The organism is Lachnoclostridium sp. An138 (genome assembly GCF_002160765.1).
Taxonomy (GTDB): Bacteria; Bacillota; Clostridia; order Lachnospirales; family Lachnospiraceae; genus Laedolimicola; species Laedolimicola faecalis.
In genome coordinates this window covers 141861-164895 of the sequence record NZ_NFLF01000001.1, presented here as the reverse complement: position 1 = coordinate 164895, position 23035 = coordinate 141861, and the positions used below count along the sequence as shown (strand labels likewise).

The window sequence follows — 23035 nt, the reverse complement described above, 5'->3', positions numbered from 1 at the left end:
TGATAAAAGAGGAGAGACAACATGATAAAAGACGTAATGGATACACATACCCATACACTGGCCAGCGGCCATGCATACAGCACTATTCGGGAAAATGCGGCTGCGGCGGCCAGAAAGGGGCTGGAGCTTCTGGCAGTCACAGAGCATGCGCCGCGTATGACAGGAAGCTGCCAGGCAATATATTTTCAGAATCTGAAGGTGGTAGATCGGCATGCTTATGACGTGGAGCTGATGCTGGGGGCAGAGCTGAATATTCTGGATGAACAGGGGACGGTAGATTTGACGGAAAACACTCTTGCGCAGATGGATCTGGCTATCGCAAGCCTCCACATTCCCTGCATTGTGCCGGGAAGCAGGGAATACAATACGCAGGCCTGTGTGAATGCTGTCAAAAATCCCCGTATTCATATTCTGGGTCATCCGGACGACCCCAGATATCCGGTAGACTTCCGCGCGATTGTACAGGCGGCAAAGGAGTATGGAACGCTTCTGGAGCTCAATGAAAATTCTCTGCGCCCGGGCGGTTCCCGGAAAAATACCAGGCCGCAGGATGAAGAGATGCTTAAGTTATGTGTGGAATACCAGGTCCCCATTGTGATCGGGAGCGACGCGCATACAGATACGGATGTGGGCCGTCATGATCTGGCCCACGCACTTCTGGAAGAATTGCATTTTCCGGAGGAGCTGATCGTGAACCGGTCTGTGGATGCCCTGAAAACCGTGCTGGAGAATAAAAGGCTTCAGCTGAAATAGAGAAGGCAGCCGGACCTCTGGACGGAGGGTTTATTCTGCCAGGATATTCCGGTCAAATTTTCTCGCGAAAAGATGTGGAAGTCCAAGAAGCAGTTCCCGGTCATTTTTCTGGAAGGTATAAGGACTGTTTCCATCGCCGCGCTCCCAGTCCACATAGCGGAGATTGGCCATGGAGCCGGTCTTTCCTTCTTCATCAAAGATATTTTCACGGAAGGGAGAGGCGGCGGCAAGAGTCTGCAGGAAAAGCTCATCCGCGCAGACGGAATGGCTGAAATGAGAGTGGATGTAGTCTTCCCTGTCCAGAATATAACGGGCCAGTTCGTCTGTGATGCTGAACCAGTTCGGTCCTTTGCGGAGTTGAATCCCGCTCCCTTTCAGCCGGTCTACACGAAGCAGCCGCTGAAGCACGGTGAGGGCATGATCGGCAGGCTCTGCCAGGGGAGAAGAGCTTTCCCGGAAAAAGTGCCAGAGAGAAATACGTTCCCGGGTCTGCCGGGAGATGTCTCTGTCGAAGGCGATAAATTCCGCGCCTTTGTGCTTTTCAAAGAAAGCATGGATTTCATCCTGAGATTTCAGAGGAAGATCGGAGCCGGACAGCAGGTGATAGTAAGCATAGGACCCGGGTCTGCCGGCGCTTTGGACGGCTCCGGGAGTCTTAAGACTGCATTCCTTTCTGCCTGCGGCTGTCTTCAGAAGCAGAAGTTCACAGGCGATCTGGCTGTAGCCGCCCCAGCTGACGCTGAGCCGCTCTGTAAAGAAAAGCCCGGACTGGCTCAGAAGCTGGGAAAAACCCGCAAAATCGAAGCTGCCGGCTTTCAGATCGATATGCAGATAGATATCGTTGCGTCTGTCATCCAGACAGAGAAGAAGTTCTTTCAGAAAATCAAAATGGCTGTGCGCCATAATCAGATAGGCGTGTCTGTTCATCATGTTCCCCCGGAAGCTTAAATTTGATTCCAGTGTAGCACAAAATCAGAAAAAAGAAAACGCCCGCCTCAGTCGTTTTCTGTTAAGAAACGAAGATAAGAGCGGGCCATATCTTTGCCTTTGGGTGTCAGGGAATTGAACAGGGATAGAATTTCCGCCTGTTCTTCCGTCAAATCTGTGGAAGAGCGTTCAAAAAACTGGGCGATGGAAATATTGCAGGCGGAACAGAGCTTCTCTATGGTTTCAACCCGGGGCTGGGTATTGTGTTCAAACATGGAAAGAAGCGTGGATAAAGACACGCCGGACTGTTTGGCCAGCTGATAGGAAGTGAATCCGTTCTTTTCCATCAGTTCCTTTATTCTTTTGATGCAGAAATTTTCTTCATACATAGAGTGTCCCTCTGCGCTGTCTGCTGATATCGGTATCCAGATTTTTCGCTGTATCCTGGTGTACGGAAGCTACAGTTTATTGTAATATAGAATGTGTAATACGAGAAAGAGTTATAAACCGATGAAAAAGATAGATTATACGATGCAGCTGTGATATAATGCGGACATATGAGGAGAGATATGTCAGCAAATAGCGACAGAAAGGTGAAGCATGCGCAGAAGAGTAAAAAAGAAAAAGGGGCTTCTGAAAGACCCGCAGTATGAAAAGCTGCAAAAGAGGTGGTTTCAGGAGCTGGAAGAGGAAGCGCGGGCTCTGGAGCGCCGCGCGGAGCAGCCGGTGAAAGAACAGGACAGCTCCGGCAGAGAATAAAATCGTTAACCAAAATAAAAATATAGTTGACAATCAAGGCCTGATTCCGTATACTTCAGTCAAAGGCTCCGCTGCGGACATTGGATTGGCAATGTTCCGGAGATCGGAAGAACAAGTTCTGTTTAGGGATACAGAATGGAAAGGAATAAGGATAGGAGATAGAAATGATGAATCGGGCGCAGGACAGAATACAGGTAAAAAGGAACAGACTGACAGTTTATGAGATGACGCTGACGGGGCTTATGGCGGCCGTGCTCTGTGTGCTGGGTCCGGTGTCTCTTGTGATTGGGGTCAGCCCTGTACCCATCTCTCTGGGGACTCTGGCAGTCTGCCTGGCGGCGGCAGTGCTGGGTCCGCGTCTGGGGACCTTAAGCTGTCTTTTGTATCTTCTGCTGGGACTGGCAGGCCTTCCCGTATTTACAGGATATACGGGAGGAGCGGGAAAGCTGATGGGACCGACGGGAGGGTATCTGATAGGATACCTGCCGCTAGCTCTGACTGCCGGTTTTGCTGCGGCGCATCCGGGGCGCGGCGGCTGGAGAAGACAGGCGGCGGCAGCGTCCGGCATGGCGCTTGGCACCCTGGTGCTGTATCTGTTTGGAACCCTCTGGCTGGCATATGGGTCTGGCATGGGATTTTATGAAGCGCTCTGGGCGGGAGTGATTCCGTTTATTCCGGGCGATCTGGTGAAAATGGCGGCTGCGGCTCTGCTTGGAACCACGCTTCGCGCAAGGCTGATCCGGGCCGGACTGCTTGACGGAACACACTAGAAAAGCCATTGACTTTTCCCCCCTGAACTGGTATATTGATTACTAGATAAAGCATGATATACGGGAGAGATGCTCTTTGGAAAGACCAGGTTTTGTGAGATAAGATATGGGAGTTAAAGGTCCGGTATTTTAGATTGCAGATTCTGGCCTTTTTCATGCTACAGGAAATAGGAGGATGTGTTTATGGAGACTCGTCAGGGTAAAAGCGTATTTTCCGGCGTTGCGATCGGAAAGCTGTTTGTGTACAAAAAAGCAAAACAGGTAGTGGAGAAGAGGACGGTAGAGGACACGGAAGCCGAGGTGGCGCGTTACGAGGCTGCCAAGGAGAAAGCAGGTGAACAGCTGGCTCTTCTGAAAGAGAAGACCATGCGTGATGTGGGAGAGGCTGAGGCTGAGATTTTTGAGGCCCATCAGATGCTGCTGGAGGATCTGGATTTCGTGGAAGGAATCACGAATATGATCCGTCAGGACAAGGTGAACGCGGAGTACGCCGTATTTGTGACAGGCGAGCAGTGCGCGGCTATTTTCCTGAGCATGGATGATGATTATATGCGCGGACGCGCAGCGGACATCAATGATATTTCCGGCCGTCTGATCGCTATCTTAAGCGGTACGCAGGTAAGCGCGGAGGCCATGCCGGAGCCGGTGATTATTCTGGCAGAGGATCTGGCGCCCAGCGAGACGGTGCAGTTTGAGAAGGACAAGATCCTTGCGCTTGTGACCCAGAAGGGTTCCGCGAATTCCCATACGGCAATCCTCGCGCGTATGATGAATATTCCCTGTATCGTGACGGCAGACATCGACCTTGACCCGTCCCTGACAGGAAAAGACGGTATCGTGGACGGCTTTACCGGAAAGATTTATGTCGAGCCGGATGAAGTGACCATGGCCGTCATGCAGGAAAAGAAGAAGAGAGAAGAGGAGCGCAAGCTTCTGCTTCAGAGCCTGAAGGGACTTCCGACTGTGACCAAGAGCGGCAAGGTCATCCACCTGTATGCGAACATCGGAAGCGAGGAAGATGTGGACTCTGTTTTGGAGAATGACTCCGAAGGTATCGGTCTGTTCCGCAGCGAGTTCCTGTATCTGGGCCGGGACGATTATCCCACAGAGGAAGAGCAGTTCCAGGTATACAAGAATGTAATCTCCAAGATGAACGGCAAGAAGGTCATCATCCGTACGCTGGACATCGGAGCAGACAAGCAGGCGGATTATTTCAACATTCCTCATGAGGAGAATCCGGCCATGGGCTACCGCGCAATCCGTATCTGTCTGGATCGCGTGGATGTGTTCAAGACCCAGCTGCGCGCGATTTTCCGGGCGAGCGCTTACGGAACGGCTTCCATCATGTTCCCGATGATCATTTCCGTGGCGGAAGTAAAGCGGATTAAAGAGATCGTGGAAGAAGTGAAGGATGAGCTGAGACAGAACGACATCCCCTTTGGCGATGTGGAGCTTGGTATCATGGTGGAGACGCCGGCAGCTGTTATGATTGCCGATATGCTGGCCGCGGAGGTAGATTTCTTCAGTATCGGAACCAACGACCTGACTCAGTATACGCTGGCTATCGACCGTCAGAATCAGTCTCTGGACAATATTTATGATCCCCATCACGAGGCAGTGCTCCGCATGATTCAGAGAACCATCGAGTGCGCTCACGACCATGGCGCATGGTGCGGTATCTGCGGTGAGCTGGGAGCGGATATGGAACTGACCCGCCGCTTTATCCAGATGGGCATCGACGAGCTGTCTGTTTCCCCGGTATTTACGCTGGAGCTGCGCAAGAAGATCCGCGAGACCGAGTAAGGAACAGAAAAATCTTTCCCGGGCCAGAGGGACAGACAGAGAAGCACAGGATAGTTTCGCCGGTATCTGCCGGCTTATGGCTATAAATATTATGAAAAAGGATAAAGGAGAACGTATCATGAAAGAGTTTAAGTATGTAGTACAGGATGAGCTGGGACTTCACGCAAGACCGGCAGGACTTCTGGTAAAGGAGGCTGCTAAATATAAGAGCGCAATCACCCTTGACAGCGGAGCGAAGAAGGCTGACGCGAAGAGAATCATGGCTGTAATGTCCATGGGCGTAAAGAAGGGCGTGGAAGTAACCGTAACCATCGAGGGAGAGGATGAGGATACCGCTTTCGAGGCGATCCAGAAATTCTTCCAGGAGAATCTGTAAAAAGAAGCGGGAAGAGAAGCAGGAAGAGCGTAGCTCTGAGGCTTTCTGTTTCGACTGAGCATTAGAAAATGAGGATACTGCAGGCTGCAAAAGAGCGGCCGGCCGTATCCTTTTTTTCATACTCCGTCAGCCTGCTGTGGAGTATTTGGATTGCCGGGGAATTTTTATGTTACATAGTATAATTTGTAGGATTGACCGTCCCAAGTTTTAAATGATAAAATTTTAACAACTACAGCGCGGATGTTCAGCGCCTGCAGCCAAAAGGAGAGGAGGAAAACATGAGCAGACTCAGCATTATTACGGAAAACAAAGCTCAGACGACAGTAGAAGAACTGTATAAGGATCTGGAACGAAGAATCAGCGCAAGCCCTCCGGGCCTCTGTCCCGTGGATCTGGCCTCGTCTTTTCTGAAGATGTGCCATGCACAGTCCTGCGGAAAATGCGTGCCCTGCCGGGTAGGATTGGGACAGCTGGAAAAGCTGATGGAAGATGTTCTGGACGGAAATGCCACACTGGAGACGATTGATTTGATTGAGAGCACGGCTTCCAGTATTTTTTATTCGGCAGACTGTGCGATAGGTTACGAAGCGGCCCTGATGGTATTGAAGGGGATCAAAGGCTTCCGCAATGATTTCGAGGAGCATGTGCTGCGGGGACGCTGCATCTGCGAGCTGAACCAGCCTGTACCCTGCGTATCCCAATGTCCTGCGGGGGTGGACATTCCGGGTTATGTGGCCCTGGTGGCAGAAGGAAATTATGCGGACGCAGTGCGTCTGATCCGCAAAGACAATCCGCTTCCCAGCGTGTGCGGCCTGATCTGCGAGCATCCCTGCGAGGTGCGCTGCCGCCGTACTTTGATGGACGACCCCATCAATATCCGCGGACTGAAGCGTTTCGCGGTGGAGCACGCAGGCGAGGTTCCGGTTCCGGAGCCGGCGGAGGCTACCGGAAAGAGAGTGGCGGTCATCGGAGGCGGCCCGGGAGGAATCAGCGCTGCCTACTACCTGCGGCTTATGGGACATGACGTGACCATCTATGAGCAGAGAAAGCAGCTTGGAGGAATGCTGCGTTATGGAATTCCCAGCTACCGCCTGCCCCGGGAGGCCCTGGATAAAGAGATTGAGCAGCTTTTAAGCACGGGAATCCATGTGAAGACCGGCGTGACCGTGGGAGAAAGCCCGAATATTCTGGAACTTCGCAGCCAGTATGACGCGGTGTATATCGCAATCGGCGCTCATACAGACCGGAAGATCGGTATTGAGGGCGAGGATGCGGAAGGCGTGGTTTCAGCGGTGGAAATGCTGCGTGGAATTGGAGACGACCAGCTTCCGGATTTTACAGGAAAGGATATCATCGTCATTGGCGGCGGAAATGTAGCCATGGACGTAGCCCGCTCCGCGATTCGTCTCGGCGCGAAGCGTCTGCGTATCGCCTACCGCAGACGGCGGGAGGACATGACGGCCATGCCGGAAGAAGTGGAGGGCGCTATCGCGGAAGGCTGCGAGCTGGTAGAGCTCCATGCGCCGATGCGTATTGAAAAAGATGCCGGGGGAAAGGTGGCGGCGCTCTGGGTGAAGCCGCAGATCATCGGTCCGGTGGTGAACGGGCGGCCCAAGCCCATGGATTCCTCAGAACCCGAGGTGCGTCTGGCCTGCGACATGGTTCTTGTGGCTGTCGGCCAGGGAATCGATTCCAGAAACTTTGAAAAATTCGGTATTCCGGTGAAGCGGGGCGTCATCGACGCGTTGAACTGGAGCGGCGTCAAGGATATCTCCGGCGTCTTTGCGGGAGGAGACTGCGTGACAGGTCCGGCTACGGTGATCCGGGCAATCGCGGCAGGAAAGGTGGCGGCTGCGAATATCGATGAATTCCTTGGTTACCACCATGTGATTTCCGCGGATGTGGAGATCCCGAAAGTACGCATGAGCACCAGAAAGAGCTGCGCCCGTGTGAATATGAAGGAGCGGAGCGTGTGCGAGCGCGTGAAAGACTTTAAGCTGATTGAATGCGGCATGACAGAGGAAGAGGCCATGCAGGAAGCCCACAGATGCCTGCGCTGCGACAAATTCGGCTTCGGATCATTTAAAGGAGGGAGAGTGGAACAATGGTAAAGCTTACGATAGACGGAACAGAACTTCAGGTAAAAGACGGAACCACGATTCTTGACGCGGCTTTACAGGCGGGAATCCATATTCCCACACTCTGCTACCTGAAAAAGCTGAACAAGATCGGTGCCTGCCGCGTCTGTATGGTGGAAGTGGAAGGCAATTCCAAGCTGGTAACTGCCTGCAACACCCGGGCATCCGAGGGGATGATCGTTCACACGAACAGCCCAAAGGTGAGAAAGACCCGGAAGATCAATGTGGAGCTGATTCTTTCCCAGCATGACAGCAACTGCGCGATCTGCGCCAGAAGCGGGAACTGCACGCTCCAGAAGCTGTCCAACGATCTGGGAATTCTGGAGATGCCTTTTGAGAAGCAGCTGCCGAAGACAAAATGGAATCCGGACTATCCTCTGATCCGTGATTATAAAAAATGTATCAAATGTATGCGTTGTGTGCAGGTCTGCGATAAGGTACAGTCCTTACATATCTGGGATGTGGCGGGGACAGGTTCCCGTACGACGGTGGATGTCTCCCTCAACCGGAAGATAGAAGAGGCAGACTGTGCTCTCTGCGGCCAGTGTATCACCCATTGTCCGGTGGGAGCTCTCCGGGAGAGAGATGACGTGGATAAGGTGCTGGAAGCTCTGGCAGATCCGGATAAGATCACAGTGGTGCAGATGGCGCCCGCAGTGCGGGCGGCCTGGGGCGAGGAGTTTGGCCTGAGCCGGGAATTTGCCACAGCCGGACGCCTGGTGGCGGCTCTTCGGCGGATTGGTTTTTCCTATATTTTTGATACAGATTTCAGCGCGGACCTTACGATTATGGAAGAGGGCAGTGAGTTTCTGGAGAAGCTGAAGCACCGGGATGAGGAAACTTTCCCGATGTTTACCTCCTGCTGTCCCGGCTGGGTCCGCTTCCTGAAATCCCAGTACCCGGATATGGCCGGACAGCTTTCCACGGCCAAATCTCCCCAGCAGATGTTCGGTGCGGTGGCAAAGAGCTATTATGCCTCTCTCCTGAATGTGGACCCGGCCAGAATCTTCTGCATCTCTCTGATGCCCTGCGTAGCCAAGAAGCAGGAGTGCGCGCTTCCGGTCATGAATGACGCGCATGCGGGCCAGGATGTGGATGTGGTGCTGACTACCCGTGAGGTGGACCGCCTGCTCAGAGCAGAGCATATCGTTCCGGCAGAGCTTCCGGAAGAAGATTTTGATATGCCTCTTGGCATCGGTACGGGAGCCGGTGTGATCTTTGGAGCCACCGGCGGCGTAATGGAGGCGGCCCTTCGAAGCGCTTATTATCTGGCGACAGGCTCCAATCCCGATCCGGATGCGTTCCGCGCAGTCCGCGGGATGGAAGGATGGCGGGAATCGGAATTCATGCTGGGAGACACGAAGCTGAAGGTAGCCGTGGCCCATGGTCTGGGCAATGCCAGAAAGCTCATCGAAGCGCTCAGAAGAGGAGAAGTCTCCTATGACTTTGTAGAGGTCATGGCCTGCCCCGGAGGCTGTGCCGGAGGCGGCGGACAGCCCATTCACGACGGAGAAGAGCTGGGCGGGGTACGGGGCAGCAGACTGTATACGCTGGACAAATCCAGTACCTTAAGGTTCTCCCATGAAAATCCCTCCGTACTCAAATGCTACGAGGATTACCTGGGCGCTCCTCTGTCCCACAGGGCTCATGAGCTTCTGCACACAGATCACAGTGCCTGGAAGATGCCAGCGGAACAGAAAAATGCCGAATAAAGACGGCCGGAACAAGAGCCTGCAGAAGAAAAGGCTGCTGGAAGAAAAGCGGCGCCGCGGATAAAAACAGAATATAATTTACTGCTGCAGAGGCATTATGATTTTCGGATCATAATGCCTCTGTCTGTAACAGGCAAAAATACAGCCGGCTCTTTCCAGAATGTTATGCTCCAGCTTATTTTTCGATGAATAATCTTTAGATTTGTTTAGATCTCCTTCAGAATCTGTTAAGGTCTCCGGGCGAAAATAGGAAAGGGAAAGAAGGAGATGGAGGCAGATTTTGTGAGGAACGGTTGCAGAAACCGGCAGCTAAAGGTACAATAGGAACCATACATAGAGGGGGAGGAAGAAAGCAAATGCAGAATTCAAAAATTTTGCTCGTTGAAGATGACGCTGATATCCGCGAGGGTGTCAGAATCCTTCTGGAGAGCGAAAACTATCAGGTCACAGAGGCGGACAATGGAAGCAGAGGGCTGGAGCTTCTGACAGAGGACACAGATCTGGTGATTCTGGACATCATGATGCCTGGAATGTCAGGGCTGCGCACCTGTGAGGAGATTCGGAAACGCTCCAACGTGCCGGTGCTGTTTCTGACTGCCAAGTCCCAGGAGTCCGACAAGCTCATCGGACTTATGGCAGGAGGAGACGACTATCTGCCCAAACCCTTTTCCTACGCGGAACTGCTTGGAAGGGTGAAGGCCCTGCTGCGCCGGTATCAGGTGTACCGGGGAAAGACGGAAAAGCAGGAGGAAGAAACCGAGAAATATCTGGAGCTTTCCGGAATACGGATCAATGAGGAATTCAACGAGGTCTATGTAAACGGCGAGGAAAAAGAGCTTTCCAATATCGAATACCAGATGCTTCTTTTGATGATGAAGCATCCGAGAAAGATTTTTTCCGCCCAGAACCTGTATGAAAGTATCTGGAACGAACCCTATTTTTACACCTGCAACAGCACGGTAATGGTACATATCCGGAAGCTGCGGGTAAAAATAGAGAAAGATCCGCAGAAGCCGGAATATATCAAGACGGAATGGGGAAAGGGGTATAAGTTTGATGCCTATGGTGCGTAAACGGGATTCCATTTATTTTCAGCTCTTTCAGCTTCTGGTTCTTGCGGCCCTGGTTTCCGGCCTGTTCTTCCTGGTTACAAACTGGGCGGGGGACAGTCTGCTGAACTGGTTTTATATAAGTTCCAATTATGAGGAAAAGAAAAACGGGGAATATATCGGAAAGCTTCAGGAATATGTCTCTCAGAATCAGCTTTCCACAGAGGACACGAAAGAGCTGACAGAATGGGTGAGGAGACAGAGAGTGGTGGCCCTGCAGCTCTATAAGAACGGCATTCTGGTGTATAATTCGGAATATCCGGAACAGGATATGGAAGCAGAGCAGATAGAGGCCGGGGATTATGAATGGACAGTCTATTATCCTGTGCAGTTTTCGGACGAGGAAGCGGAAATTTCTATCTATGGAATGTATTCTTATCAGTACTACAATTATGCGGTGATTGCGGAACTCCTTCTTTCTTTTGCGCTGTTTGTGGGAATCGTGATGCTGGGAATCCGTTATAAGATCCGCTATATCCGGAAATTGAGCAGTGAGATTGAGATTCTGGAGGGCGGCGACCTGGATTATGAGATCACGGTAACCGGCCGGGACGAGCTTGCGGCGCTGGCGAAAGGGCTGGATGACATGCGGGGTTCATTTCGGGAAAAGGTAAGGCAGGAAGCGCATCTTGTGGCGGCCAATCATAAGATGATTACAGAAATGTCTCATGATATCCGGACTCCTCTGACTACGGTAATGCTCTATACGGAGATTTTAAGGAAGCGCCAGGTAAAGAGTGAGGAGCAGTTCTGGGAATACATTGACAAGATTGATCAGAAGACGCGCAGGATGAAGCAGCTGACGGATCACCTGTTTGAATATGCGCTGGTGACGGGGGAGACAGAGGTGAAGCTGGAGGAGCCGGAGTCTTTTGAGACGGTTTTTTATGATCTCCTGTCAGAGACCTGCGCCTACCTGGAGCAGAGCGGTTTTCACACAGAGCTGAAATTTGAGTGGAAAAAGGAAACGGTCCGGGTCAACATGGAATTTGTCATTCGGGTACTGGACAATATCACTTCAAATCTTGTAAAATACGCAGATCCTGCGTTTCCCATATATATCTGCTCAGAACACACGGAAAAGTCAGCGGGAATCGTGTTTGAGAACAGGAGCAGGAAGCTGGAGAAAAAGACGGACAGCACGGGCATAGGTCTGGAAAACATAAAAAAGATGATGGAAAGGATGAACGGGACCTGCGCGGCAGAAGAAAGAGAAGGGTGTTTTCGGCTCAGACTTTCTTTCCCATGTACAGAGCGGCAGGATAGAGTTTAGAACTGTTAAGAAACAGATTAGGATCTGTTAAGAATTTCTCTTTAATATAGGACCGGTCAGGGAGAGTCTTCCCTGGCCGGTTTTAAGTAACAGGAATAAATCCATGAGGAGGGAAATGCAGTTGAACATATTTCGTATTGGTTTTTTGAAAAACAGAACATTCAGGCGGGCGGCGGCAGGACTTGCTGCGGTTCTTGTGATTCTGGGAGGCGTCCGTGTCTTTTTCGGAGGAGGAAGGGCCCAGGAGAACGTGCAGGACGATCTTATGAATACGACGGTAATCGAGAAAAAGGATTTGCTGAAATCTGTCAGCGTCACAGGCGTGGTGGCAACCGCGGATGGAAGAGCAGGCAATACCGGGCTTACCAACCTGAAGGTGGAGCGGGTCCATGTAAAGGTGGGCGACGAGGTGCAGGAAGGCGACGTGCTCTGTACCTTTGATTCGACTCTGCTGGAAGAGTCTCTGGCCGCGGCACGGAACAATTATGAGATTAATAAGAAGCTGGACGCCATGGGAGCGGACTATGAGAAGCAGTATCGGGACAGCATGAAGCAGGCAGACACCAGCCTGAAGGATTCCAGCCAGAAACGGGATCAGGCAAAGAATGCTTATCAGGAAGCTTCCGGGAAAGAATCAACAGCCCGCGCGGCGGCGGATAAGGCGGCAGCGGCTCTGAGTGAGAAACAGGCGGCCTGCGAGGCGGCAAAACAGGCGGCGGCAGCAGCGGCCCAGGCATATGAGGACAGGCAGCAGGCAGCATACGAGGCGGCCCGCCAGGCAGCAGCCGCGGACAGAATTCAGGAAGCGGAGCAGCCGCCTGCGCCGGAAGGCAGCCAGGAGAACGCTTCCGCAGAGGGTGAAAGTGGAGCCGCGTCAGACGCAGGCGCAGAAAAACCTGTAGAACACAGCCCGGAAAAAACCGTGGAAAATCCGGCAGACAGGCTTCCGGAACGGACGCCGGTGGTCATCAACGACATTGACGCGTATATTGCGGGGCTGGACGTAAACGGTCCTGATTATACGGCTTTGAAAGATACCCTGAACGCCTACAGCGCGGCGAAGACAGCCCTGGAGGAGGCGAAGGCGGAAGCTGAGCGGACCAGAGGCGCCTATGAGCAGGCGAAAGCAGAAACAGGCCAGGCAAAATCCTCTTATGATCAGGCGCAGACAGCCAGACAGGAGGCGCAGAATACTTATGACAGCAGTATCAGGGACGCGAAGACAGCCTATCAGAAATCGAAGCTCCAGTCTCAGCTCATCACAGATAACGACGCAAAGAAGCAGATTACCCAGTATGAGGAACAGTTGGAGGATTACACAGTGCGGGCGCCCATGTCCGGCGTGATTACCTCTCTGTCTGTAAAAGAGGGACAGACCTTTGGAGGCGGAGTCATCTATGAGATTCAGGATCTGAAGCATTTTGTAGTGGAGGCTTCTGTGGATGAATACGACGTGGTTAAAATCAGGCAGGGAATGACGGCCTACGTCAAGACCAATTCCATGGGCGAAGAACTCCTGAAGGGAACGGTCACTTACGTGGCGCCCACGGCGGGAGCCGGAAAAGGCGGCGAGGCAGGCGCGGGAAGCTCTCAGTCAGGCTCAGGCGGTTCGGCTTCCTATCAGATTCAGATTACCATTGAGGGAGAGCAGGAGAAGCTGCGTCCCGGTATGACAGCCAAGGTCAGCATTGTGCAGGAAGAGAGCAGAGGCGTGCTTGCGGTGCCTTATGACTGTGTAGAGACGAAAGAGGATGGCACGAGTATCATTTATGTGGATGAGGGCGGCCAGAGGAAAGAAATGACAGTGGAAAAGGGTATGGAGACCGATTACTTCGCGGAAATCAGAGGAAAAGATCTGAAGGAAGGCATGACAGTCTATCTGCCTGACGGAATGAGGCAGGGCGGACAGCTGCCGGAAGAAGAGAACGCGGGCAATGCGGACGAAGTCATGTATGGATTTTAACAGGGGAGGAAGGTATGAGGAACAGAGAGAAGACAATTGAACTGACAGGAATCGTCAAACGGTTTTACATCGGAAAGCCTCACGAGCTTGAAATCCTCCATGGAATTGATCTGACCGTGTACAAAGGAGAATTTGTGTCCATTGTAGGGGCCTCCGGTTCAGGAAAAAGTACGCTGATGAATATCATCGGCGTGCTGGACCGGCCGACAGAAGGAGAGTACCGGCTGGATGGTCTGGATATTTCCGCCTTAAAGGACCAGGAGCTGTCCCGCATCCGCAACCAGAAAATCGGTTTTGTGTTTCAGACCTATAATCTGATCAGCCGGACAAGCGCCCTGAAAAATGTGGAACTGCCCATGATGTATGCCGGAATAGGCAGAAAAGAGCGCGCACAGAGAGCCAGACATTATCTGGAAATGGTCGGGATGGAAGAACGGATGTCCCATAAGCCGGACGAGCTGTCGGGAGGCCAGAAGCAGCGTGTCTCCATTGCCCGGGCCATGGCGAATGATCCTTCGATTATCCTGGCCGATGAGCCCACAGGAGCGCTGGATTCCAAAACCGGGCGCAGAATTATGGACATCTTCCACCGGCTGAACCGGGAAGAGGGAAAGACCATTGTACTCATTACACATTCCAACGAGCTGGCGGCGGAGACAGACCGGATTATCACCATCCGGGACGGAGAAATCACAGGAGAGAGGAGGGGAGCCTGATGCTGGTTCTGGAAAATATTCTGCTGGCGCTTGGAAGCCTGCGGGCCAATAAAATGCGCGCCCTTCTTACAATTCTTGGCATTATCATCGGAATCGCTTCTGTGATTGCGATTATGAGCGTCGGAAACTCCATTCGCAGTTCTGTGACTTCTTCTATGGAATCCATGGGAGCGAATCACATCACCGTAGGGCTTCGGCAGAAGGAGCCGGAGGAAGAGGTGACGGAGGAAGGATACCGGTTTGAGGGAGAGATGCAGCAGGCGTCCATGACGGAAGAAGACTATCTCACGAATGAGATGCTGGAGGACGTGGAAAAGGAATTCGCGGATAAAATCGACGGCGTGCTGCTCTCCGAAAATGTAGGAGAGGGGCAGGCGAAGGATGGAAAGCTCTCTTCCAATGTGACGCTGATGGGAGTCAATACTGCTTTTCTGAAGAATCAGGACCTGAAGCTCCTAAGCGGAAGACTTCTGACCGAGCGGGATCAGAAGGAGAAAAAAGGGGTTGTGGTTGTGTCTGACCGTGTGGTCAGAAAGCTCTTTGACGGAGATACCAAAAAGGCGGCAGGCAGCCAGACAGAAGTGTACCTGAATGGAAAATATTATAATTACACCATTGTGGGCGTCTATGAGTACGACAAGTCTGCCTTTACGTCCCTGCCGGAGGAATACATTTCCACGGAGATGTACCTGCCCTTCGAGGCGGCGCGGGAGCAGGCGCATTCTACGGCGGGATACTCCCAGATCACGCTGTCCGCGAAGACGGGCGTGGATTCCTCGGATTTCGCAAAAGAGCTGGAAAACTGGTTCAACCGGAAATATTTCCGGCACAATGAGAATTATGAAATCAGCGCCACAAGCATGGCGGATATGGTGGCCTCCATGACGGGAATGCTGACGACGATTTCAGCGGCTATCTCGGCGATTGCGGGAATCTCCCTGCTGGTGGGCGGCATCGGCGTCATGAATATCATGCTGGTGTCCATCACGGAACGGACCCGGGAGATCGGTACCAGAAAGGCCCTGGGCGCTCCCAATGGCTCCATCCGCCTTCAGTTTATCATGGAAGCTATTGTCATCTGTCTGCTGGGCGGATTTATCGGAATTGTGCTGGGCCTGGTTCTGGCTGCGGTCATCACGAAGACGATGGGCTACGCCGCGTCCCCGTCTGTGGAAGGCATCATTTTCTCGGTGGCGTTTTCGATTTTTATCGGTGTGTTTTTCGGCTATTATCCGGCCAATAAGGCCGCGAAGATGAATCCGATTGACGCGCTGAGGTATGAGTAAGAAAACCGTAAGATAATGGTTCCGGATTAAAAGTAAGCATACAGGGAAAATAGAAGAGAAGGTGCCCGCGCCGGATGGCGCGGGCACCTTCTCTCTTCGATGGGAAGCAGATATTTTTATTTTGCCAGCAGCATCATAATTTCGTTGCTTCTGGCGATAAATTTCGTCATGGCCTCCGGAGTCAGGGGCTGGTTGCTGATGAGAGCCAGATCGTAAAGCTGTTCGCAGAACAGGTTCACATGTTCTCCGTCTCTGTGCTCCAGGATGTACTGTACCAGCTTGTTATTGGCGTTCAGTACCAGAGTCTGGCCTCCGAACATGCCGGCGTCGAAGCTGCCGCCCATGCTGTACATTTTCATCATATCCTGCATTCTGCGGCTTTCCTCGGAGAGAGTAATCATGGAGGAGATGTTCTCATTCTTCATTTTCTCCACCTTGACTTCCAGCTTGTCGTTGTTCAGGGCTTTGCGGAAAATTTCGGTCAGGGAATCGGTGGTTTCCTTCAGGGCTTCCGCGTCAGTGCTTTCCACAAAATCTTCGGTCAGGTCTGCGTCAATGCGCTGGAACCGGATCTTCTCGTTCTTCATCTCCAGATGGGAAATGAAAGGAGAGTCGATGTTGTGCTTCAGGATGACGGCGTTCTTGCCCTCCTCCTTGAACATGTTGATATACTGGCTCTGCTGAACCTCATCGGTCACATAGAAGATGGTAGTCTTTTCGGGCTCCTTGTCTTCTTCGGAGGTTTCGGCAGCGTCCTTTTCTTCTGCGCTGCTGTCTTTTGCCTCTGTCTCATCGGCGTTTTCCACGATATCCACATCATCTGCGGATTCACCAGAGGAGGCCTCCTCTTCAGGAAGCAGATCCTTTAAGGTCAGATATTTGCCGTCCAGATCCTTGAACAGGATGTAATCCGTCATTTTATCACAGAATTTTTCGTCTTTCAGGCAGCCGAATTTGATAAAGGGGCTGATGTCGTCCCAGTATTTTTCATAGTTCTCCCTGTCGGTTTTGCACATGCCGGTGAGTTTGTCGGCCACCTTCTTGGAGATATAGTCGGAAATCTTCTTTACGAAGCCATCGTTCTGCAGGGCGCTTCTGGACACGTTCAGAGGCAGATCCGGACAGTCGATGACGCCCTTTAAGAGCATCAGGAACTCCGGAATGACCTCTTTGATGTTGTCGGCGATGAAGACCTGGTTATTGTACAGCTTAATGGTTCCCTCGATGGAATCATACTCTGTATTGATCTTCGGGAAGTACAGAATACCTTTCAGGTTGAAGGGATAATCCATGTTCAGGTGAATCCAGAACAGGGGCTCTTTGTAATCCCGGAATACCTTGCGGTAGAAGGTCTTGTACTCCTCGTCGGTGCAGTCGCCCGGCCGTTTGGTCCACAGAGGCGCAGTATCGCTTAAGGAAACGGGACGTTTGTTGATCTTTACCCGGTCTCTGGCCGGAGAGATCTCTTTTGTCTCCTTGGTGCCGTCCTCGTTTTCCACTTCTTCTGTCTTGGCTTCTTCATGGATACGCTCTACGATGACGTCATCGTCTCTTAAATCAGCCTCGTCAATGGTTTCGTATTCCTGGGGAGCATTTGCCTTTTCCAGGAAAATCTCTACCGGCATGAAGGAACAGTATTTTTCGATGACTTCTCTTGCCCGGTACTCGTTGGCAAATTCCAGGCTGTCTTCGTTCAGGAACAGGGTGATCTCCGTACCGATTTCGGTGCGTGTTCCGTCGGACATACTGTATTCTGTGCCGCCGTCGCATTCCCAGTGAACGGGCGCGGCGCCCTCCCGATAGGACAGGGTGTCGATGTGGACCTCGTCCGCTACCATGAAAGCAGAGTAGAAGCCCAGACCAAAGTGTCCGATGATCTGGTCGTCGTTGGCTTTGTCTTTATATTTCTCAAGGAAATCGGCGGCGCCGGAGAAAGCGATCTGATTGATATATTCCTCCACTTCGTCAGCCGTCATACCAAGTCCCGTATCAATGAATTTCAGCGTTTTTTCTTCCGGATTCACGATGACGCGGATGCTGTCCTTGTGATCTTCCGGATAGGTGTATTCGCCGATCAGAGCCAGCTTTTTCAGCTTGGTGATCGCGTCGCAGCCGTTTGAAACCAGCTCACGGAAGAAAATGTCGTGATCGGAATACAGCCATTTTTTAATAATCGGAAAAATATTTTCACTGTTAATGGAAAGACTTCCATGCTTGTCAGCCATTTCTATTTCACTCCTTCTGATAATCCGCCTGCCTGCCCGGCAGTTTTACTGTGGGGACAGGCAGGCTGTAATTTGCTCTGTTTCATATTTTAATTCAGCGGTTTCAAAAAGTCAATAGAAAATCAGCACTCTAATCGGTTGAGTGCTAACAAAATTTCATAAACTTTCTTAAAAATCTATAAACACAAGCCGAAATATGTCATTTTTTACGGAATCTTGAAGTTTTTATTAAGTTTCAAAGGGAGTCTGGATCTGCAAATATCCTGTGCTATAATGAAGCCATACGGGAGAAAAATGAGGAATAAAAGAATGAAAAAAATGCTGATATACTGGAAAGTACCGCTGCTTTTGTGCTGCCTGGCTGTGGTGCTGGAATTTTTTGTATTCAATTTCCGCCACTGGGAATCGTATCTGTGGCGGGATGAGCATGTGCTGATGCAGGAGTGGCTGGTGGGCCCGGGGCTCCGGCAGATAGAACCGACGCTGTATGAAGTGACGGAAGCGGAAGGCGAGGAGACGGCGACCATAGAGCTTCTGAATATCAACCGGGAGCTTCACAATATCCATGTGGGCCTGAAGATAGAGAATCCTTCCACGCCTCAGGATGAGGCGGTGAATATCCAGCTGAAGGTGACGGACGGCGCCAATCAGAAATATTTCCGGCTGCCGGAAAGGGACATCCTGTACAGGGTGCCGAAAAGCGAATATATCCGCCTGCAGCTCAGCGGCCCTACGGAGGAGGTCCAGCTGATTATCAATGCGGAACAGGGAGATCGGATTCGTATCTATGATGTCAGCGGGAATGTGCCGGTCCCCTTTACCTGTTCAGCGGTCCGGCTTGCGGCAGTTATGCTGCTGCTTCTGGCTGCCTGGTTTCTGCGTCCTTCTTCCCCCGTTCACAGAAGGCTGTATGTGGAATGCGGCTGGAAGGGAAGACTCCTTGTGGCGGTGATTCTCTGCGCCAATATCCTGGCGGCCGGCTATGTGGAACGCCAGAATCTGCAGGCCATCGATACGGAACAGAACCAGCTCAATACGCGGCAGTACCAGATGCTGGCTCATTCGCTGGCGGAGGGGAAGACCTGGCTGATGGTGGAGCCGGATGAGATGCTGAAATCCCTTTCCAATCCTTACGATTACCGGCTGCGCAGCATGACGCTGGAACCGGCGGGAGTCAGCTATCTGTGGGACGCCGCCTACTATAACGGGCGTTATTACGTGTATTTTGGAATTGTGCCGGAGCTTTTGTTTTTCCTGCCGTACTATCTGGCCACGGGAAATGATCTGTCGGTGCTTCCGGTGCTTCAGATTTCGGGCGCCTTTTTTATGGCCGGAGTCTTTGCGCTGCTGGGAGCGGCTGTACGAAGGTGGTTCCGGAAGACGCCTTTTACTGTATGGCTCCTGTTCAGTTTTCTGACTGCGAACGCATGCGGAGTATGGAGCTTTTTCCGAAACCCTACCTTTTACAATGTGCCGATTCTGTGCGCGCTGGCTTTTGGTGTCTGGGGGCTGTGGTTCTGGATGAAGGCTCTGGAGCCGGAGCGGGTAAGCAGGTGGAAAATGGCCGCCGGTTCCCTTCTGCTGGCGCTGACCGCGGGCTGCAGGCCGCAGCTGGTGCTGGTTTCCGTGCTGGCTGTTCCTCTGTTCTGGAGCGCGGTCAGGGAGGGCAGGCTGCTGAAAGACAGAAAGGCTGCAGACGTGGTTTCTTTCTGCCTGCCGTTCCTTCTTGTGGCGGCAGGCCTGATGTACTATAACCAGATTCGATTCGGCAGTGTGTTTGACTTTGGAGCCGCCTACAATCTGACGCTCCAGGACATGAGGCAGAGAAAGATGGAGGCGGGCAGGACGGTGTTCGGTTATTTTACCACGCTGTTCCAGCCTCCCGTCATTACCGGCGTATTTCCTTATTTTGAACAGGTGTCTGTGAGAAGTCAGTATTACGGGCAGTCTATCATAGAGACCGGCTTTGGGGGCGTAATGGCGGTGAACCTCATACTTTTTGCCAGCCTGGCGGTGTTCCGCCTGAAAAAACTGGTGGGTGGAGGAAGCGTGTACGCGTTTTCCTGCATGCTGACAGGACTGGCCCTTCTGCTTGCGTTTATCGATTTTCAGATAGGAGGGCTGATTCCGCGTTATACCGTGGATTATACCTGGCTTTTCTTTCTGGCGGCCGCGCCGGTAGTATTTGGAAGCCTGGAAAAGGTTTCCGGCACAAAATACTGGAAGACAGGCTATGGCATTTTCCTGGCTCTGTCTGCCCAGTCTGCGATCTTTCATTTTCTTACGGTTTTTACAGATGTCTATGAGAAGATCGAATATCTGAATCCGGTCTGGTTTTACCGGGCGGAGCATCTGATTGAATTTTGGCTGTGATTTTTGAAACTTAAATAGCAGAATGCACGTCTATTATGTGTGAGAAATGTTGAAAAATTCCGGAAGCCGGTGAAAAAGGGCTTTTTTTCTGCCGGCTGAGGACCGTTTGGATATTTGGATAGAAAGCCTGGAGGACAGTTTGAGAACGAGACAAAAAAGAAAAGGCAAAAACAGAAACAGAGGTTTGCTGGCAGCAGTTCTGATTCTGGCGGCGGCATGTGTCTGGCAGGGCTGCCAGATCCGGCAGAAGGAGAAAGAAGAGTTCCCGGCGCTGGCATGGATTACGGCCCTGGAACAGAGGGATACGGGCGAGATCAAAGCCGCTCTGAACGCCAGGGATGAAGCGGAGAGACAGCAGGAAGAGGCAGAGCGGGCGGAGCAGGAGGCGGTCTCCGGCGCACAGGCGGGAGAGGAACAGCCTGAGAAAGGCACGGATAAAGACAGCCTGCGCAGAAGGTTTGAACAGGCAGTCCTTGTGGGGGATTCCGTGGCGGAAGGATTTATTGACTATGAGATTCTTGATCCCTCCCGGATTGTGGCGCAGAAAGGCCTGCGGGCGGATTCGGCGGGGCCGGATATTGAAAAGGCTCTGGACCTTTCACCTTCCTGTCTTTTCCTTTCTATCGGATTGAATGATTTGGAATACTGCGCGGGGGACAGCGGCCGTTTTGTAAAAGAGTATGAGAAAAGGCTGCAGGAAATCCGTGACCGGGCCCCGGAACTTCCGCTCTATGTCAATGCCATTATGCCGGTGCTTCCGGCGGCGGTGGAGAAAAAGCCGGTGCTGGCTCATGTGGGAGATTTTAACGCGGCTTTGAAAGAGCTCTGCGCGAAATGGGGAATTACATTTATAGACAGCGGGGATATTCTTGCAGGTCATGAGGAATGGTATCAGAAGGATTCCACCCACCTGACCTCAGAGCCTTACACCCTTTGGCTGCAGCGCATGGAGGAGGCGGCAGGCATATGAAAGATGTGATGCTTCAGACGGCGAAGATTCTGCTGCTTGGCCTCTTTGTGATTCTGGTATGGGGGATTTTTCATGGGAGCAGACGGCGGGTTGACTTTGCCGTTCTGCGGAGTGAGGTTCAGGAAGTGTTCGGCACGTCCGGGATGAAAGAGGGAGACGCCCAGCTTCTCAGAAGACTCTACGGAGTGAACGGGGGAGAGCTTGCGAACTGGTATCTCCTTACGGCAGAAGATAACATGGCGGTGGAAGAGCTGCTTCTGGTGGAATGCGCTTCATCGGAACAGGCCGGACAGGTACGTCTTGCCGCGGAAAAACGCGCGGAGACACAGAAAAATAATTTTGAGGGCTATGGCCCGGAACAGGTGCAGCTTCTGGATAACTGCGTGATACAGGAAGAGGACCCGTATGTACTCTTTGTGGTATCCGAGCGGGCGCAGGAGGTAAAGACTGCCTTTTTGAAGGGACTGTAGGACGGAAAGGACGGACAGCGTGGTTTTCAGCAGCATTGTATTTATATTTACGTTTCTTCCTCTGGTGATCCTGGCCTATTATCTGGCGCCGGTGAAGCTTCGCAATTTTGTGCTGCTTCTGGCGAGCCTGATTTTTTACGCCTGGGGAGAGCCGGTGTATCTGTTTTTGATGCTTTACAGCATCCTGTTTAATTATGTGATAGGTCTTGATATTGAAAGGCAGCAGGAAAAGGGCCGGAACGGCCGCGGCAGCCTGATTCTGGGCGTGACTGTGAACCTGCTGCTGCTCGGCCTTTTTAAATACTATGGTTTCCTGGCGGAAAATCTGGGCAGGCTTTTTGCTGTGGAGCTCCCGGATGTGTCCCTGGGGCTGCCGGTGGGACTGTCTTTTTATACCTTTCAGTCGATCTCCTATCTGGCGGATGTGTACCGGAGAAAGACGGGCGGGCAGACGAGCCTGATTTCTTTCGGCCTTTATATTTCCATGTTTCCGCAGCTGGTGGCGGGACCTATCGTTCAGTACGCGGATATCGACGCCCAGCTTAAGAAGCGTTTTACTTCCTGGGACCTTTTTGGAGAAGGGACCCGGTATTTTATCGGCGGCCTTGCGAAGAAGGTGCTGCTGGCAAATAATCTGGGGGCTGTCTTTGAGGCGGTGACAGCTTCGGCTCCCCAGTCAGTGCTTACGGCCTGGGTGGGAGTGGCGGCTTATACCTTTCAGATTTATTTTGATTTCAGCGGATATTCGGATATGGCGGTGGGCCTTGGGAAAATGTTCGGTTTTGAGTTCAAGGAGAATTTCCACTACCCCTACTGCGCCCGGAGCGTTACGGAGTTCTGGCGCAGATGGCATATTTCCTTAAGCTCCTGGTTCCGGGAATACGTCTATATTCCGCTGGGCGGCAACAGGGTCAGCGTGCCCCGGCACATGCTGAATCTTCTGATTGTCTGGACGCTGACAGGCCTCTGGCACGGGGCCAGCTGGAATTTTGTGGTGTGGGGGCTTTATTACGGCGTTCTGCTGATTGTGGAGAAATATCTGCTGCGCAGAGTGACGGAAAAACTGCCGCTGATTGGAAATGTGTATACGATGCTGCTGGCAGCTGTTGGCTGGGTATTCTTTTTCAGCCCTACCTTAAGTTCTGCCATCGGGTATCTGCAGGTTATGTTCGGCCGGACGGCCAGCCCTCTTACGGATAATATGGGGATGTATTATCTGCTTACCAGCCTGCTGCTGTTCTGGCTGTCATGGCTGTGCTCTACGCCGCTGCCTTCAGGTATCTGCGGCAGGCAGTGGCAGAAAGGGCGGGTGAAGCCGGTGTTGCTCCTTTTGTACCTGGGCCTGTTTCTCCTGAGCACGGCATATCTGATCCACGACACTTACAATCCATTCCTGTATTTCCGGTTTTAGC

19 protein-coding genes are annotated in these 23035 nt (G+C 52.2%); 16 read left to right on the top strand and 3 right to left on the bottom strand.

Translation table 11 applies throughout. From position 1 onward, the window contains the following. Positions 1-24: 24 nt before the first annotated feature. Positions 25-753 carry a phosphatase gene (locus B5E82_RS00740; RefSeq protein WP_087305674.1) on the top strand — a complete coding sequence of 243 codons (729 nt, stop codon included), beginning with the start codon at positions 25-27 and terminating at the stop codon, positions 751-753. A gap of 30 nt (positions 754-783) precedes the next feature. On the opposite strand, the gene B5E82_RS00735 is transcribed toward B5E82_RS00740, so the two are convergent. Both B5E82_RS00735 and B5E82_RS00730 read right to left on the bottom strand, forming a co-directional pair. Then, a complete protein-coding gene (locus tag B5E82_RS00735) occupies positions 784-1683 on the bottom strand; it encodes a beta-1,6-N-acetylglucosaminyltransferase (RefSeq protein WP_087305325.1) in 900 nt (299 codons plus the stop codon). 65 nt (positions 1684-1748) lie between these two features. Next, entirely contained in the window at positions 1749-2069 is a 321-nt protein-coding gene (locus tag B5E82_RS00730; protein ID WP_087305323.1) for a helix-turn-helix domain-containing protein, read from the bottom strand. Positions 2070-2280: 211 nt separating this feature from the next. Between B5E82_RS00730 and B5E82_RS18050 the strand changes: the two genes are divergently transcribed. The 11 genes from B5E82_RS18050 (at position 2281) to B5E82_RS00680 (ending at position 15585) form a co-directional block, all read left to right on the top strand. Continuing rightward, positions 2281-2439 carry a hypothetical protein gene (locus B5E82_RS18050; RefSeq protein WP_162610667.1) on the top strand — a complete coding sequence of 53 codons (159 nt, stop codon included), beginning with the start codon at positions 2281-2283 and terminating at the stop codon, positions 2437-2439. A gap of 164 nt (positions 2440-2603) precedes the next feature. Beyond that, the gene (locus tag B5E82_RS00725) at positions 2604-3209 is read left to right on the top strand and encodes a biotin transporter BioY (protein WP_242966206.1); all 606 of its coding nucleotides are present in this window, start codon (positions 2604-2606) and stop codon (positions 3207-3209) included. Positions 3210-3392: 183 nt separating this feature from the next. Continuing rightward, entirely contained in the window at positions 3393-5012 is a 1620-nt protein-coding gene (ptsP, locus tag B5E82_RS00720) for a phosphoenolpyruvate--protein phosphotransferase (protein ID WP_087305319.1), read from the top strand. Between the two features lie 118 nt (positions 5013-5130). Then, on the top strand, positions 5131-5388 hold the full coding sequence (locus B5E82_RS00715; RefSeq protein WP_087164354.1) for an HPr family phosphocarrier protein: 258 nt from the start codon (positions 5131-5133) through the stop codon (positions 5386-5388). 278 nt (positions 5389-5666) lie between these two features. Continuing rightward, the gene (locus B5E82_RS00710) at positions 5667-7499 is read left to right on the top strand and encodes an NAD(P)-binding protein (RefSeq protein WP_087305317.1); all 1833 of its coding nucleotides are present in this window, start codon (positions 5667-5669) and stop codon (positions 7497-7499) included. Continuing rightward, on the top strand, positions 7493-9238 hold the full coding sequence (locus tag B5E82_RS00705) for an NADH-dependent [FeFe] hydrogenase, group A6 (RefSeq protein ID WP_087305315.1): 1746 nt from the start codon (positions 7493-7495) through the stop codon (positions 9236-9238). Before B5E82_RS00710 ends, B5E82_RS00705 begins: the two co-directional genes overlap by 7 nt. A 356-nt stretch (positions 9239-9594) precedes the next feature. Further along, positions 9595-10311: a response regulator transcription factor gene (locus B5E82_RS00700; protein ID WP_087305312.1), complete on the top strand. Its 717-nt coding sequence runs from the start codon at positions 9595-9597 to the stop codon at positions 10309-10311. After that, a complete protein-coding gene (locus B5E82_RS00695) occupies positions 10295-11620 on the top strand; it encodes a HAMP domain-containing sensor histidine kinase (RefSeq protein ID WP_087305310.1) in 1326 nt (441 codons plus the stop codon). The genes B5E82_RS00700 and B5E82_RS00695 overlap by 17 nt, the downstream gene beginning before the upstream one ends. 121 nt (positions 11621-11741) lie before the next feature. Beyond that, positions 11742-13583: an efflux RND transporter periplasmic adaptor subunit gene (locus B5E82_RS00690; RefSeq protein ID WP_162610666.1), complete on the top strand. Its 1842-nt coding sequence runs from the start codon at positions 11742-11744 to the stop codon at positions 13581-13583. 14 nt (positions 13584-13597) lie between these two features. Continuing rightward, positions 13598-14299, top strand: a complete 702-nt coding sequence (locus tag B5E82_RS00685) for an ABC transporter ATP-binding protein (protein WP_087164348.1) — start codon at positions 13598-13600, stop codon at positions 14297-14299. Next, the gene (locus B5E82_RS00680; RefSeq protein WP_087305306.1) at positions 14299-15585 is read left to right on the top strand and encodes an ABC transporter permease; all 1287 of its coding nucleotides are present in this window, start codon (positions 14299-14301) and stop codon (positions 15583-15585) included. The genes B5E82_RS00685 and B5E82_RS00680 overlap by 1 nt, the downstream gene beginning before the upstream one ends. A 116-nt stretch (positions 15586-15701) precedes the next feature. Here B5E82_RS00680 and htpG read toward each other — a convergent pair whose 3' ends face one another. Then, positions 15702-17810, bottom strand: a complete 2109-nt coding sequence (htpG, locus tag B5E82_RS00675) for a molecular chaperone HtpG (protein ID WP_087305304.1) — start codon at positions 17808-17810, stop codon at positions 15702-15704. A 309-nt stretch (positions 17811-18119) separates the two neighbouring features. Here htpG and B5E82_RS00670 point away from each other — a divergent pair, with 309 nt between their 5' ends. The 4 genes from B5E82_RS00670 to B5E82_RS00655 all read left to right on the top strand — a co-directional run bounded on the left by B5E82_RS00670 (position 18120) and on the right by B5E82_RS00655 (position 23034). Further along, positions 18120-20183, top strand: coding sequence for a hypothetical protein (locus B5E82_RS00670; protein WP_087305303.1), 2064 nt, complete (start codon positions 18120-18122; stop codon positions 20181-20183). Between the two features lie 139 nt (positions 20184-20322). Beyond that, positions 20323-21153: a GDSL-type esterase/lipase family protein gene (locus tag B5E82_RS00665; protein WP_162610665.1), complete on the top strand. Its 831-nt coding sequence runs from the start codon at positions 20323-20325 to the stop codon at positions 21151-21153. Beyond that, on the top strand, positions 21150-21623 hold the full coding sequence (locus B5E82_RS00660; RefSeq protein WP_162610664.1) for a DUF4358 domain-containing protein: 474 nt from the start codon (positions 21150-21152) through the stop codon (positions 21621-21623). The genes B5E82_RS00665 and B5E82_RS00660 overlap by 4 nt, the downstream gene beginning before the upstream one ends. Before the next feature lie 19 nt (positions 21624-21642). Beyond that, positions 21643-23034 (top strand): MBOAT family O-acyltransferase, encoded by a 1392-nt coding sequence (locus tag B5E82_RS00655; RefSeq protein WP_087305298.1) that lies wholly within the window; start codon positions 21643-21645, stop codon positions 23032-23034. Position 23035: the final 1 nt, after the last annotated feature.